The sequence below is a fragment of the Pseudoramibacter alactolyticus ATCC 23263 genome (assembly GCF_000185505.1).
In the GTDB taxonomy this organism is placed as follows: Bacteria; Bacillota; Clostridia; order Eubacteriales; family Eubacteriaceae; genus Pseudoramibacter; species Pseudoramibacter alactolyticus.
This window is the reverse complement of sequence record NZ_GL622359.1, coordinates 1,298,144-1,311,970: the sequence shown is the minus strand read 5'-3', so window position 1 is coordinate 1,311,970 and position 13,827 is coordinate 1,298,144. Positions and strand designations below refer to the sequence as shown.

At 62.1% G+C, this 13,827-nt stretch carries 15 protein-coding genes; 6 read left to right on the top strand and 9 right to left on the bottom strand.

Translation table 11 applies throughout. The annotated features are described in order from the left end of the window. Positions 1-12: 12 nt before the first annotated feature. The 8 genes from nikC to HMPREF0721_RS06205 form a co-directional block, all read right to left on the bottom strand. Entirely contained in the window at positions 13-867 is an 855-nt protein-coding gene (gene nikC, locus HMPREF0721_RS06245) for a nickel transporter permease (protein ID WP_006598797.1), read from the bottom strand. A gap of 5 nt (positions 868-872) precedes the next feature. Then, complete coding sequence (gene nikB / locus HMPREF0721_RS06240; RefSeq protein ID WP_006598796.1) at positions 873-1,811, bottom strand: nickel ABC transporter permease; 939 nt, start codon at positions 1,809-1,811, stop codon at positions 873-875. Between the two features lie 21 nt (positions 1,812-1,832). Further along, positions 1,833-2,891, bottom strand: coding sequence for a M14 family metallopeptidase (locus HMPREF0721_RS06235; protein ID WP_006598795.1), 1,059 nt, complete (start codon positions 2,889-2,891; stop codon positions 1,833-1,835). Between the two features lie 307 nt (positions 2,892-3,198). Continuing rightward, entirely contained in the window at positions 3,199-3,396 is a 198-nt protein-coding gene (locus tag HMPREF0721_RS06225) for a hypothetical protein (RefSeq protein WP_006598793.1), read from the bottom strand. A 30-nt stretch (positions 3,397-3,426) separates the two neighbouring features. Further along, positions 3,427-4,188 carry an alpha/beta hydrolase gene (locus HMPREF0721_RS06220; protein ID WP_040639955.1) on the bottom strand — a complete coding sequence of 254 codons (762 nt, stop codon included), beginning with the start codon at positions 4,186-4,188 and terminating at the stop codon, positions 3,427-3,429. A gap of 63 nt (positions 4,189-4,251) precedes the next feature. Next, positions 4,252-4,491: a hypothetical protein gene (locus HMPREF0721_RS06215; RefSeq protein ID WP_040639954.1), complete on the bottom strand. Its 240-nt coding sequence runs from the start codon at positions 4,489-4,491 to the stop codon at positions 4,252-4,254. Positions 4,492-4,618: 127 nt separating this feature from the next. Next, on the bottom strand, positions 4,619-4,921 hold the full coding sequence (locus HMPREF0721_RS06210; protein ID WP_006598790.1) for a DUF6506 family protein: 303 nt from the start codon (positions 4,919-4,921) through the stop codon (positions 4,619-4,621). Positions 4,922-5,029: 108 nt separating this feature from the next. Continuing rightward, entirely contained in the window at positions 5,030-5,908 is an 879-nt protein-coding gene (locus HMPREF0721_RS06205) for a CPBP family intramembrane glutamic endopeptidase (protein ID WP_006598789.1), read from the bottom strand. 135 nt (positions 5,909-6,043) lie between these two features. On the opposite strand from HMPREF0721_RS06205, the gene HMPREF0721_RS11810 reads away from it, so the two are divergent. Next, entirely contained in the window at positions 6,044-6,238 is a 195-nt protein-coding gene (locus HMPREF0721_RS11810) for a hypothetical protein (protein ID WP_156788710.1), read from the top strand. 7 nt (positions 6,239-6,245) lie between these two features. Here HMPREF0721_RS11810 and HMPREF0721_RS06200 read toward each other — a convergent pair whose 3' ends face one another. After that, entirely contained in the window at positions 6,246-8,672 is a 2,427-nt protein-coding gene (locus HMPREF0721_RS06200) for a heavy metal translocating P-type ATPase (protein ID WP_006598788.1), read from the bottom strand. Positions 8,673-8,957: 285 nt separating this feature from the next. Between HMPREF0721_RS06200 and HMPREF0721_RS06195 the strand changes: the two genes are divergently transcribed. The 5 genes from HMPREF0721_RS06195 (at position 8,958) to HMPREF0721_RS06175 (ending at position 13,718) form a co-directional block, all read left to right on the top strand. Then, entirely contained in the window at positions 8,958-11,162 is a 2,205-nt protein-coding gene (locus HMPREF0721_RS06195) for a PTS sugar transporter subunit IIABC (RefSeq protein ID WP_006598786.1), read from the top strand. A gap of 146 nt (positions 11,163-11,308) precedes the next feature. Next, positions 11,309-11,617, top strand: coding sequence for a glutaredoxin (locus HMPREF0721_RS06190; RefSeq protein ID WP_040640339.1), 309 nt, complete (start codon positions 11,309-11,311; stop codon positions 11,615-11,617). Then, positions 11,577-12,287, top strand: a complete 711-nt coding sequence (locus HMPREF0721_RS06185; RefSeq protein ID WP_242821859.1) for a hypothetical protein — start codon at positions 11,577-11,579, stop codon at positions 12,285-12,287. Before HMPREF0721_RS06190 ends, HMPREF0721_RS06185 begins: the two co-directional genes overlap by 41 nt. After that, a complete protein-coding gene (locus HMPREF0721_RS06180; protein WP_006598783.1) occupies positions 12,284-12,649 on the top strand; it encodes a hypothetical protein in 366 nt (121 codons plus the stop codon). Before HMPREF0721_RS06185 ends, HMPREF0721_RS06180 begins: the two co-directional genes overlap by 4 nt. A gap of 88 nt (positions 12,650-12,737) precedes the next feature. After that, entirely contained in the window at positions 12,738-13,718 is a 981-nt protein-coding gene (locus HMPREF0721_RS06175) for a helix-turn-helix transcriptional regulator (protein ID WP_006598782.1), read from the top strand. Positions 13,719-13,827: the final 109 nt, after the last annotated feature.

The following is a 13,827-nucleotide window of genomic DNA, read 5'->3' as shown; positions in this document are numbered from 1 at the left end:
CCTCGCCGGGGCTCAGGCCTTCGGATCCAGCACGTCGCGCAGGCTGTCGCCCCAGAGGTTAAAAATCGAGACGACGATGACGATGGCCAGCCCCGGATAGACGATCAGCCAGGGGCGGGCGATAAAAAACGGCCGGCCTTCGCTGAGCATCAGGCCCCATTCGGGGTTGGGCGGCTGGGCGCCGAACCCCAGGAAGGAAAGCCCCGCGAGCTCGAGCATCATGCCCCCGACGTCGGAGGCGGCGGTGACCACCATCGTCGGCAGCACCCCCGGCAGCATGTAGCGCCACAGGATGTGGCCGGTGCGCGAGCCGGTGGTTAATGCCGCCGCCACATAGTCCTCGTGGCGGATTTTGAGCGTCAGCGACCGGGCCAGGCGCGCGTATTTGGTCCAGCTGACCACGGCGATGGCGATGATGGCATTGGTGATGCTCGCCCCCATGAAGCCCGCTACGGCGATGGCGAGCACCATCCCGGGGAAGGAGATCATCATGTCGGCGATGCGCATGATCACCGCGTCGAGCACCCCGCCGAAATAGCCGGCGAGGATGCCCAGGGCCGTGCCCGCCGTCAGAATGATGGCCACCAGCGCCAAAGTTGCCGGCACGGAGATGTGCGCCGCGGCGATCACCCGGGAGAACACGTCCCGGCCCAGGCGGTCGGTGCCCATGATGTGGCCGGGGCCCGGGCGTTCAAAGGCCAGGGTCATGTGGGTCTCGGTGGGATCCTGCGGGGTGGTGGCCGGCGCGAGCACCGCGACGAGCAGGATCAGCACCACCAGCGCGGACAGGAGGATAAAGCCCCGGCGGTTTTCCTTCACGCCGAGCATCCCGGCCGGCTGCTTTCGGGATCGGTTCAAAAAAGGCATCGGTCTCACCCCCTCAGCCGCACTCTGGGATCGAGCCGGTGATAGGTCATGTCGACGACGAAATTAATCACCATGTAGATCAGCGCGATCCACAGCACATAGCCCTGCACCAGCGGATAATCGTAGTTCTCGATGGCTTCCACCGCGAGATTGCCCAGCCCCGGATAGGCAAAGAGCACCTCCACCACGGCGGTGCCGCCCAAAAGGCTCCCCAGGGAGAGGCCGAGCATCGTCACCAGGGGGAGCATCGCGTTGGGGAGCACGTGGCGCCAGAGAATCTGCCGTTCGGAAAGGCCCCGGGCCCGGGCGCCGACGATATAATCCTGGCCCAGCTCTTCCAGCACCGCGGTGCGCACCTGCCTGGCGTATTTGGCCGACATGGCAAAGGCCAGGGTCAGCGCCGGCATGATCATCGAGGAAAAGCCGGCCGAGCTGGAAAGAATCGGCAGCAGATGCAGTTTGAGCCCCAGCACGAACATTAAGATCATCCCGAACCAGAAATTGGGGATCGAGATGCCCAGAAAGGTGATGCCCCGCAGCAGGTGATCCGGCCAGCCGTGCTCGTGAACGGCGGCGCAGGTTCCCTCGGGGATCGCGATGGCAAGCATAAACGCCAGGGCCAGCAGCGCGAGCCCGAGCGTCGGCATAAGCCGCGAAAGCAGCACCGCCGTCACCGGCTCGTTCCGGGAATAGGAGATGCCGAAATCCCCGCGGCAGATACCGGCGAGCCACTTGCCGTATTGTTTGATAAAAGGTTGGTCCAGGCCCATATCGCGGCGCCGCTCGGCCACCTGGGTTTTGGTGGGCGAGATGCCCTGGGAGGTGAAGCTGGACACCGCCGGATCCCCCGGGGAAAGATAGGTGAGGGCAAAGGTGATGAGGCTCACGCCAAAGAGCACGATGACGATCTGCAAAAGCCGTCCGCCCAAAAATGATCGGTTCAAAAAAACCTCCTGTTGTGCAAATTACACGTCAAATTCCGTATCGATGCCCACCAGCGGGTGCACGTGGTCATAGGTTTCGGTGATATAGGCCGGCAGATCGGCCTGATGCGCGTCGAAATGGGTGCAGCCGATGGCGATCATCGGGTCTCCTGCGATGATGTTTAAGCTCTGGGTTTCGTAAAGGATGATGCCGTCCATATCCGCCGTGCACACGCAGATGAGATCGCCGAAGTAGTCGCGGATCTCGCCGACGATCTCGCCTTCGATCACGTATTCTCCCGGCTGATAAATGGGGTACCAGCAGCCGGTGTGGGGCGCTTCGGCATAGGTCGTGTGGGTGATGACCGGCTTGTGATAATGCGGCTTGGGGGTGATGCCCGGGCGCATGCCCAGCACGGCCATGATGTTTTGCACATCGGCCACATCGGCATCCACCTCCTCCTGGGTCCACTGGGAGAGGCAGCCCCGCTCGAGGATGAGCCCCGGCACGCCGCAGCTGCCGGCCTCGCTGTAAAGGCCGCCATGGGCCACATGGGAACGGATCAGGCAGCGGGTGTTCGCCGCCCGGGCCATTTCGTAGGAGGCGGCCATGACGGCCTCGTCGTGGGCCCCCTGGAAGAAGACCAGCGGCAGAAGCTTTTCGTAGTTATCGCCGGAGTGTAGGTCGATCACCCGGTCCACCCGGGGGAAGATCTCGGCCACAAACCAGGCGGCCAGCCGCTCGGATGCCGTACCGGCCGCGTCGCCGGGAAACACTCGGTTGAGGTTTTTGCCGTCGGCGTGGGTCACGCTCATGGTGCGGTGCTCGAAGCCGTCGGTGTTGATCAGCGAGATGACGAACAGCGTCCCGGCGATGTCCTCCGGGCGGGTGTCGTTCGCCAGCTGAATCGCCGCGTTGATGCCCACAAACTCCATGTTGTGCACCCCGGCGGTGACCAACAGCGTCGGCCCGGGCCGCACGCCGCGGATCACGGTGGCCGGCATCCGGAAGGGGCAGTCCGCCACGGTGAGCACGGCCCGCTGCTTTTCGCCGGGGGCGACGTTGAAATCCTGCAGGACAAAGGGATCTTGATGGTTCATGGGTTCCTCCTGGGGTGAAGACTCGGGATGAAAAAACCGATCGCGGTGCATGACCGGATAAAAATGTTTAAAGCCGAATCCGGGGGGCGAATGGGGCATGGCCGACAAATTATAAACAGTGTAGCACAATTGGCGGGGACGATAAAGGCATCGCGGCGTAAAGTCGCCAAAATTACATCGAACGCATCCGTGGGGTTTCATGTGTATTTGAAAAGACAGGTGCAAAGCCGCGCGGCGGTCTTCAAAAGGCAAAAAACAACGCCGCCCGGCAAAACGGAGCGGCGTTTAAAACAGCCCGGCCGAGGCGTCAGGGTTTTTTGCGGCCGGCAAGCGAGATGACGCCGGAAAAGACGAACAGCGCGCAGAGCCCGAAATAAGCCAGGCCGCCCGAAGGGCTGCCTCCCGGCGCATGGCTCAGGTTTTTGCTGAGGAGGCCGGCGACCAAAAAACAGGCGGCGGCCATAAACGAAAGAACGGCAGCCAAACGGGAACGACGGTTTTTCATAAAAATCTCCTTTAATTTAAATGCATTTTGTCAAAAGGCCCCGCGAAAAAACGCCAGGGCCAGATCCGCCACGCGGTCCGGCGTTTTGGGGTCGGCGTTGAGGGAATGGTTCTCCCCGGGGAAGACGGTGATGGGCAGATCGAACCGCGCGGCAAAGGCCCGGGCCGCGGCGACGGGCACCACCGGATCCGCCTCGCCGTGGACCATGCGGACCGCCGTCTCGCCGGGGCGAAAGCGTTTGAAGAGATCGTGGGCGGCCAAATCCGCAAACATCCGGGCCGGCACCTTAACGGGGTCGCCGATGCCGAGGTTCGGCTGGAGATAGCCCTGGCTGTCGAGCAGGGCGCGGGCGGCGGGATCCCGCGCGGGGCCGAGCAAAAGCGCCGGCATGTTGACGGCGCCGCAGCGCACAAAGAGCCGCCGGCCGAGGTGGGGGCGCAGGCTTACATAAAGCAGGGCGACGTAGGCCCCGAAGCTCGAGGCGAAATACACCGGGCGGGCGCGGGGAAAACGCTTGGCGGCGGCGTTTTCCACCGCGGCCAGGCTCTCAAAGCAGGCGGAGAGGGTGAGGGGCTCCCGGCGCGCCTCGGCCCGGCCGTGGCCCGGCTGGTCGTAGGCGATGACGCCGAGCCCCGCCGGCACCATCCGCCGAAAGAGCAGCTGACCGGTGGCGCAGGCCTTTGAGCTTTCGAAGCCGTGAACCATGATGACGATCTGCCCGGCGCCCTCCGGCACGTCGCAGATGGCCGGCACGACGGCGCCGCCGGCTTTGGCGATATGGATGGGCTGCATCGGGGGCTCCTTTCCGGTCGGAAGACGCATTCAATAAAAAAGCGCCGGTCGGCGCGTGGCGGGCTACCGGCGATTCGCCTTGGAAGGGTCGGCCTGGTCGTTGGCATCCTCCGCATCTCCGGCGCGTCGGCTCCGGGGGCGCGCCGCGATGCCCAGGGAGAGGAAAACCGATCCCAGCGCGAAGTAAACACAGCCCACCGCGGTGTTTTTCTTCACCAGATTCACAATGGCCGCCAGGTAAAAGCCGCCGGCGGCAAGGCCATACAAAAGGGTGGAACAACGGTCGGCGTTTGGCTGATTCATGGTAAGCTCCTGTTCCAATTCCATTCCAAATTCATTCTATTCAACTTCAGTTATTTGAATTATTATAACACAAAGGGGCGGCCGGGAGCAAATAAAAAAGCGCCGGTCGGCGCAGGACGGGATGCCGTTAAAACAGATCGTCTCCGGAGCGGTGGCTCATGTTGGGATTTGGATCGAAGCGCACGACGCCGACGTTGATTTTGGGGCCGGCCGCTTTTTTGACCCGGGCCACGCCGCAGGTGCCGAAGCTCGGGCACAGCTCGATGGCGCGCAGATCCGGATTCATCGCGAGCTTGCGGGCGGTCTGCTCCGCCTCGGCGTAGGACGAGACGCCGACCAGATGCATGTGGAAGGTCATCGAAGGTATTTCCGCGTGGTGGGTGGCCGGGTGGAGCCCCTGGCCGATATACATAAAGACAAAAATGGGCATGGCTTCCTCCTCAGGTTTGTGATGCCCCTATTGTATCACGGGGCGGTGCCCCGGGGCCGGCAGAGGGCAAACCAAAGGCTTGCCGGTTTGAGACCTCGGGGCGGCGGCTCAGCTCTCCGGCGGGTGCCGGCGGCCTTTGCCAAGCCGCTGGAGAAAGCGGGGCTTTTTCGCGGCGAACAGATGGATGTAGACGCCGATCATGGGTAGGATCAGGACAACGGCGGCGAGGTAAATATTGTCCGGGATCGCCGTGCGGTTGATGGCCGGGGGCGGGGTGGCAAAGAAGTTGTTGAGCATGTGGATGGCGATGTTTATCCAAAGACGGCCCGTCTGATCGTAAACCACGGCGAATATCACGCCCAGGATGCCGGCAAAAGCGGCTTGAACCGCGTTTTCGTGCCAGATGCCGAAAAGGGCGGCCGAGATCAGCACGGGCCACATCGGCGTTTTGAAGAGCTGGCGCAGGCAGCCGAAGATCAGCCCCCGGAAAATCAGCTCCTCGACGATGGGGCCGCACACACAGGCGGCCAGAAAGGACCAAAGATAAGAACCGCTGTCTACGGCGGCCATCGACTGGTTGAACTGGGTTAGCTGCCGATGGATAAAGGGGAGGGCGGATAGGACACCGTCGGCAAAGAGCAGCCACAGCATCGACAGGCCCATGGCCCCGAAGGCGCCGAGCACGATGACGAGCCCGCTTTGCGCTGGGGAGAGGCGGCGCTTCGGTTCCGGGGGGCGCTCCCAAAGCCTGGGAAAAACCCGGCGGTATAAGACGGCGAGCGGGATGATCTCTGCCGCGGCTACGATGACGTAAACTGCGTTGAGGTTCCGGCTGAGATCATCGATGGGCAGGCCGGCCGCGCCGCCGAATCGGTATAGCAACATCTGCAGGAGAATCGGCAGCTTTTTCGAGGCGGCATAAACGGCGCCGATCAAAGCGATCAAAAGCAAGGGGCGAAAACGGTCATAGGTTAAACGGTTGGTCACGTGAAAGTCCTTTCGTGTCAAATGGGGTCAAAACAGGGAAGCCGATAAAAAAACGCGCGCCCGACGAAGCATCCAATGGGCGCATAACGTCCATAGCTTAGCACCCTTTTCTGCAGCTTGGCTTAAGGGAGGCGCATGCGCAAAACGGAGGCTCTCGATCCGTTTTTGTCATCGTCAGTTGCAGGTCAGCAAAGGCCAAACGCCGGAAAAGAAAAACGTTATGCTGCGGAGAAATTCATCGCGTCTGTCAGAACAGGAGGATCGTCGATCTCTTTGATCGCGTCCGCCGCAAACCGCACACCAAAAAACCGCCCCTTTTGGAGCGGTTAAAAGACGGTCAGGCTTCGGCGGTTTCGAGGGTTTCGACCCTGGCGGCCGCCTGGCGCCCGGAGCCGCGGTTTTGGTAGAGAATGCGGATGGCGTTGAGCACGCAGAGCACCGAGACGCCGGTGTCGGCGAAAACGGCGATCCACAGATTGGCGTGTCCCAGAAGCCCGGCGATCATCACCACCGCCTTCACGGCCAGGGCAAAAATGATATTGGCCCAGGCGACGCGGTTTGTCTGCTTCGCGATGTCGATGGCGGCCGGCACCGAGGCGAGCTCGGTGTTCATGAAGACCACGTCCGCCGCTTCGATGGCGGCGTCGGCCCCGTTTCCCATAGCGGCGCCCACGTCGGCCCCGGCGAGCACCGGCGCGTCGTTGATGCCGTCGCCGACGAACATCACCCCGCCTTTGTCCTGTCGGATCTCCCGCAGGGCGGCGAGCTTTTCCCCGGGGAGAAGTCTCGCGCGCACGGCATCGAGGCCGGTGGTGCGGGCGACCGCCTCGGCGTTTTCGGGTCTGTCCCCGGTGAGCATCACGGTGTGGATTCCGGTTCGCTTCAGGGCGGCGACGGCATCGGCCGCATCGGCCTTCACCGCGTCGGCGATGACCACCGCGCCGATAAACTGCCCGGCCTCGGCCAGATACACCGGGGTGCCGTAGGCCGGGACGGCATCCTTCGGCAGGGCGACGCCGCGGGCGGCGAGGAGCCTGTCGCTCCCGGCGAGAAAGGGTTTGCCGGCGATGTCGGCGGTGATGCCGTAGCCCGCTTCTTCGCGGACGTTTTCCGCGGCGGGCGGGGTCAGGCCGCGTTCGGCGGCTGCGTCGGCGATGGAGACGGCGATGGGGTGGCTCGAGCGCGCCTCGAGGGCGGCGGCGACGGCCAAAAGCCCGGCTTCGTCGTAATTCCCGCGGGCATCGACGCGCTGCACGGCAAAATGGCCCTCGGTGATGGTGCCGGTTTTGTCCATCACCGCGGCGCGCACCCGGTTTAACGCCTCGAGGGAAAGGCCGCCCTTAAAGAGGATGCCGAGCTTGGAGCCCGCGCCGATGCCGGCGAAATAAGACAACGGCACCGAGAGCACCAGCGCGCAGGGGCAGCTGATGACGAGGAAGGACATGGCGGTGTAGATCCAGCGGTGCCAGGAGGCGCCGAAGGCCAGCGGCGGGATCAGCGCCGCGGCGACGGCCGCTGCCACCACGAAGGGGGTGTAATATCGGGAGAAGCGGGTGATGAACCTGTCCATCCGGGGCTTGGTGGCCGCCGCGTTTTCCACCGAGTCGAGAATTTTGGTGACCATGGATTCTTCGAGCGGCGCTTCGACCCGCAGGGTGAGGGTGCCGGCGGTGTTCACACAGCCGGAGATCACGTCGCTTCCCGGACCCACGGCCACGGGAACGGGTTCGCCCGTCACCGGGGAAGTGTCGATGCGCGAGCGGCCTTCGGTGATGACACCGTCCAGCGGGATGCGGTCGCCGGCACGCACCATCACCAGATCCCCCGCCCGGGCGTCTTCCGAGGGGATCGCGCTCACCGAGCCGTCCGCGGCCACGAGGTTCACCACCTCGGGGCGCAGGTCCGCCGTCGCCATGATCTGATCGCGGGAGCGGTCGGAGGCGCGATTTTCAAAATATTCGCCGATGCGGTAAAACAGCATGACGCCGACGGCTTCCGGCCATTCGGCGATGGCAAAGGCGCCGATGGTCGCCACGGCCATCAAAAAATGCTCGTCGAAAAACTGACCGCCCACAATCATGCGGCCGGCCACCGCCACGATGGGCAGGCCGATCACCGCGTAGGAAACGAAGTAAAGCGATAGCCACACGGGCATCCCGGCGCCGAGCGCCTTTTCGGAAAGCAGCCCGGCGATAAAGCAGATTCCGCCGAGGACGAGCTGCACCTTGGCGTAGCCCTCGCCGAAAAACCACTCGGCCGCGCCGGTTTTCTTTGCTTCCGCTTCTTTTTTGGCGCGGGCGGCGGTCACAGAGCGGTCCCGCTGCGCAATTTCGCAGCCGGGCTCCAGCCTGCCGGCCAATTGGCTCATCGCGGGCAGATAGCGGTCCGGGTCGTGGGCCGTGACCCGCACCAGCCCCGCTGGATAGGCCACCTGGACCGCCTCGAGGCCCTCGATTTGCTCAAGGCCGCGCTCGATTTTGGCCGCGCAGTCCGCACAGTCCAGCCCGCTGATCCGGTAGAGCCCGGTGGTGGTGGGCCGGGGCGGACAGGCGCATTCGTCCATCGGCGCATCGCAGCGCCCGCAGTGGATGCGGTGGGCCGAAAGACTCGCCGGGTCGATCGCGGCAGCCTCGGCGTGGCCGCAGCCGCAGGCATCGCCGTGATCGTGGGTGTGATGTGCGTGGTCGTGGGCGCAGCCGCCGTGATCGTGATGACCGCAGGGCACATGCGCGTGTTCGGGATCATGATGATGTTCGCAAGACATGGTGGTTCTCCTTTAAAATTTTTAATGGGCAGGGGCCCGACATTCAAACGGTTAAATATATGCGTAAATAATAAATGATTATTTATTCATGTTTTATGATAACCCGTTTCAATGGAAATGTCAAGGCGGATGTCCGAAATTAAGGTGTAAAATTGAACACTGCCGCATCCGAAACGGCGGCGGAAAAAAAGAGCGGCCACAACGGCTGAAAAAGATTGCAATGGCGAGCGATTTGCGATAAAATGGTCGAATCAATATCCGTAAAGGAACCTTAAGGAGGGAACCATGAAAGATAAAATTTTCGGCGTTTTGCAGCGGGTGGGGCGCAGCTTTATGCTGCCGATTGCGCTCTTGCCCATTGCGGGGATTCTGCTCGGTCTCGGCTCGGTCTTTACCAACGAGACCACCCTGGCGACTTATCATCTGACGGCGGCCTTCGGGCCGGGCACCTTTATGCACGGCTTCAACACGATTCTGCTGGCGGTGGGCAACGCGGTTTTTGGCAATCTGCCGGTGCTGTTTGCCTTGGGTGTCGCCATCGGTATGGCCAAAAAGGAAAAGGAGGTCTCGGCGCTGGCGGGGCTGATCGGCTACATCGCGATGAACACGGCCATCAACGGCATGCTGCGCATCACGGGGCAGATCGATGCCGACGGCAAGCTGCTTAAAACCGCGCACATCCTGCCGGGGGCCATCACCCAGACGCTGGGCATCACCTCGCTGCAGATGGGGGTGTTCGGCGGGATCATCGTGGGCCTCGGGGTGGCGGCGCTCCACAACCGGTTTTATAAGATCGAGCTGCCCAACGCGATTTCCTTTTTCGGCGGCAGCCGCTTTGTGCCCATCATCGCCACGCTGGTCTACACCTTTGTGGGCATCGGCCTTTATTTTGTGTGGCCGCCCATCTCGGCGGGCATCAACGCCCTCGGCGTTTTGGTGGCGGCCTCCGGCCCCCTGGGAACGCTGGCCTTTGGGATCATCAAGCGGGCGCTCATTCCCTTCGGGCTGCACCACGTGTTTTATATGCCCTTCTGGCAGACGGCGGTCGGCGGCACCATGAAGGTGGGCGGCAAAATGATCGAAGGCGGGCAGAATATCTTTTTCGCGCAGCTGGCCAACGCCGGGCACATCCGCCATTTCAGCGCCGACGCGACCCGCTATTTCTCCGGGGAATTCATCTTCATGATCTTCGGGCTGCCCGGGGCGGCTTTGGCCATGTACCGGACGGCCAAACCCGAAAAGCGCAAGGCGGCCGGCGGGCTTTTGCTCTCGGCGGCCCTGGCTTCGATGCTGACGGGGATCACCGAGCCCATCGAGTTTTCGTTTTTATTCGTGGCGCCGATGCTCTTCGGAGTGCAGGTGCTGTTGGCGGGCTCGTGCTATATGCTGGCCCATCTGCTGAACGTCGCCGTGGGGGTCACCTTCTCCGGGGGGCTGATCGATCTGATTTTCTTTGGGGTGCTGCAGGGCAACGCTAAAACCAGCTGGCTGCTCCTCATTCCCTGCGGCATCGTGTATTTCCTGCTGTATTATCTGATCTTCCGGTTTTTGATCGTGAAGTTTGATCTGAAGACGCCGGGCCGGGAGGACGACGACGCGGAAACCAAGCTTTACTCCAAGGCCGATTATCAGGCGAAAAAGGGCGAAGGTGGCGCGGATGCCCCGAAGGGAGTCTCCCAGGACGCCCTCAGCGCGGACATCGTCCGGGGCCTGGGCGGCAAGGCCAACATCACCGACGTGGATGCCTGCGCGACGAGGCTGCGCATCACCGTGAAGGATCCCGGTCAGGTGACGGACGCCGTGCTCAAGGCCACCGGCGCGGCCGGCGTGGTGCACAAGGGCCAGGGCATTCAGGTGATTTACGGGCCGCAGGTGTCCGTGATCAAGTCGAATCTGGAGGAATATCTGTTATCGGCCCCGGATCAGCCGGTCCCCGTCTCGGAAGAAGCGCCGGCTCCGGCCCCCGCTCCGGAAGAAGCTCCGGCGCCCGCCCCGAAGAAGCGCCGCCTGGTGAAGGTGGTCAAAATCGCGAGCCCCTTTACCGGCGTGGCCCACGATCTGGGGGAAACGCCGGACGAGGGCTTTGCCGGCAAGATCATGGGCGACGGCGCCATGGTGGAGCCCGAGGAGAACATCCTCTATGCGCCGGAGGATGGGGTGATCGCCCTGGTGTTTGACACCAAGCACGCCATCGGCCTGACCACGGACAGCGGCGTCGGCCTGCTCATCCACGTGGGCATCGACACGGTGGCCCTCGGCGGCAAGGGCTTTAAGGCGCTGGTCGAAACCGGGCAGCGGGTGAAGAAGGGCGACCCTCTGCTCGAAGTGGATCTCGATTATCTGCGGGCCAACGCGCCCTCGCTGGCGACGCCGGTGATGGATACGGAGATGAACGACGACAAGACCGTCCGCCTTTTGGCCAACGGCCCGGTTCAGGCGGGGGAACCGCTTTTCGCCATTGATTATTACGAGGATGTGCCGGAGGAATAACGCCGGCGGCGGACGCGGTTGACAAAGCCGGCCGAAGGTGGTATTTTAAATGCATCCAATATAAAATAATGCTTTTAAATAGCACGGCAATACCGGCGGCGGAAACCGCCGGCGATTTGGGAGCCAATCCAGAAAGGAAAAGCGACATGATTACTTTTTACGGCGTCACCGGCTGTCCGGACTGCGAATACGTGAAAACCCAGGTGCAGGGGAACCCCGAATTTCACTATGTGAATGTGGGCGAAAACATCGGCAACTTCAAGGCCTTCCTCAAGCTGCGGGACAACGATCCGGCCTTTGACGAGGCCAAGGCCGCCGGCCGCGCCGGCGTGCCCTGCTTTGTGCGCGAAGACGGCAGCGTCACCTTGAACAAGGAAGAGGTGGGCATTGCCCCCAGGCCGCAGGACGCGCCCCTTGCCGGGCAGGCCTGCAGCCTGGACGGCAGCGGCTGCTAAGGCCGTGGCCCGCCGGCGTCCCGCGCCGCCCGAGCTTGCGGAGGCGGTCTTCGACAGCGCCTATCTGGCGTTTGACTTCGTGGCGGCCGTCTGCTTTTTCGCGCTGGCGAAGGGGCGGTCTGTCTTTGTGTTATACGGCTTTCTCGCGCTGATTTTAGGCGGCGGCGACGCCTTTCACCTGGTGCCCCGGGTGCAGCGCGCCCTTTTCGGGGCGGACGCGGGTACCGAGCGGCGCCTGGGGCTGGGGCTCTTGGTCTCCTCCGTTACGATGACGGTGTTTTACCTGGTGCTGGCCGCTATCTGGCGCCTGCGCTTTCCGGCGGTGGTCGTGCCGCGGGCGCTGCCCTGGCTTTTGTGGGGGTCGACTCTTGCGCGCATCGCCGTGTGCCTTCTGCCCCAAAATGACTGGTTTCACGAGGGAGGCAATGCCCGGCTGTCGTGGCTGCGCAACGGCCTGTTTGCCGTTACCGGGGGCGCGGTGATCGCGCTGTTCGTCCGTTCGGGGGCGGCCGGCGGTCTCGGCGGGATGGTGCCGGCCATCGCGCTCAGCTTTGGCTGCTACCTGCCCGTGACCCTGCTCAGCCACCGCTATCCGAAGGTGGGGGCGTTAATGATTCCCAAAACCTGTGCCTATATCTGGATGCTTGCCATGGGGCTTAAGCTTTTGTGACGGACGGCAATCCAGCGGCGATCGACCTATTAAAAAAGCCAGCCGAAAGGCTGGCTTTTTTATGCTGCGGACGGCAGGCGCCCGGCGGCCCGGGGTTAAAACCCCCGTCTTATCAGCGTCGCTTCAAGCCTTGCGATGCCGGCATTAAGCCAGAGGCCGGCGTCCTTCACAAAGAACGCTTCGAGGGCGTCATCGGCAAGACCCGGGGCCCGGAAGTCGGGCCATATCAGATAGGTGCCCTCCGGCGCGATCAGACGGATGGCGTGTCCGCGGGGGTCTCCCGCCGGGCGGTGTCACGGGCGGTCTTCACGCGCGCATCGACGGCGCGGCAGACGCTTTTCGGGTTTTGTTTGCTTTCTTGACGGAAGATAGAAAGCGCGGTATGATAAGAGACAGCATAGTTAGCCTGGACTAATCAAATTTCGGATCGGAGGGAGGCGCAGCTGCCGCATGAAATATTTTGTGTATTCCCACGCGGATTATATGGACTTTTACAAGACGGTTTCGTCATCGGTATCCGTCGACGGCAGAGAAACCGTTTTTCACATCGCCCCCGCTTACGGCGCCGGGACAGTCACCTTTTTTCATATCTCTGAGCACTCCCAGTTTTTAATGTTCGACCTCTGTTTTCGCGAGACGGTCGAGATCGTCTATGAACTGCCCCACGACCACTTTGAAATTGCGTACTGCATCGAGGGCCGGTCCGTATTGGTCGAGGGGGCGGCGAGAAAGGATATTCTGCCCAATGTGATGACGCTTTCCATGGCCTCGGCGAGGGCGTCGCGGGTCAGGGGAAGCATGATCATCCCGAAGGATGTTCGCTATGTCAACATGGCCTTTGCCTTTTCGGCGGAGGCCTGCGACCACTATTTCGGAAGCGTCGGCCCCGATCTGTGGAGCACCGCGCTGAACGGCAGCGGCGCCAACGGACAATTTTATCTGAACCGGGAATTCCTGCCGCAGGTGCAAAGTGCATTTTTCCAGATTCAAGGCTGCGCGATACGGGACGGCAATGCAAAGTGCCTGTTCATCGAGAGCCGCATTTCCGAGATCATCTCCTATATTTGCGAGGCGAGACCCGGGGAAAAGCATTCGGACATCGACGCCTTTGAAAGGGAGCAGATCAGAAAGATACCCGCCCGCATGACCGCGGATTTTTTAAATCCGCCGACCATTTCGGAGCTTTCGAGGGAGCTGGGAATCAATATTACCAAATTGAAAAAAGGGTTTAAGCAGCTGTACGGCACGACGATCTACGGCTATCACAAAAAGGCGAAGCTCGAGCATGCGCGCAGCCTTCTGCTGAACACCGGGCTCACGATTCTGGAGGTGGCGAACCGCTCCGGGTATATCAGCCAGAGCCAGTTCGGCGTCGCATTCAAGGCGGAATTCGGCGTCAGCCCTTCCGAGCTTCGGAAAAACAGCTTCTGAAAGAATTCCTTTTCAGAGAATCATTCACCCGATCGAAAGAGACCTCAACGTGAGGGCAGCGCTATAATCAACCCGCGGTTAGTTTTTTCTGACCGCGGGTTGATTTTAT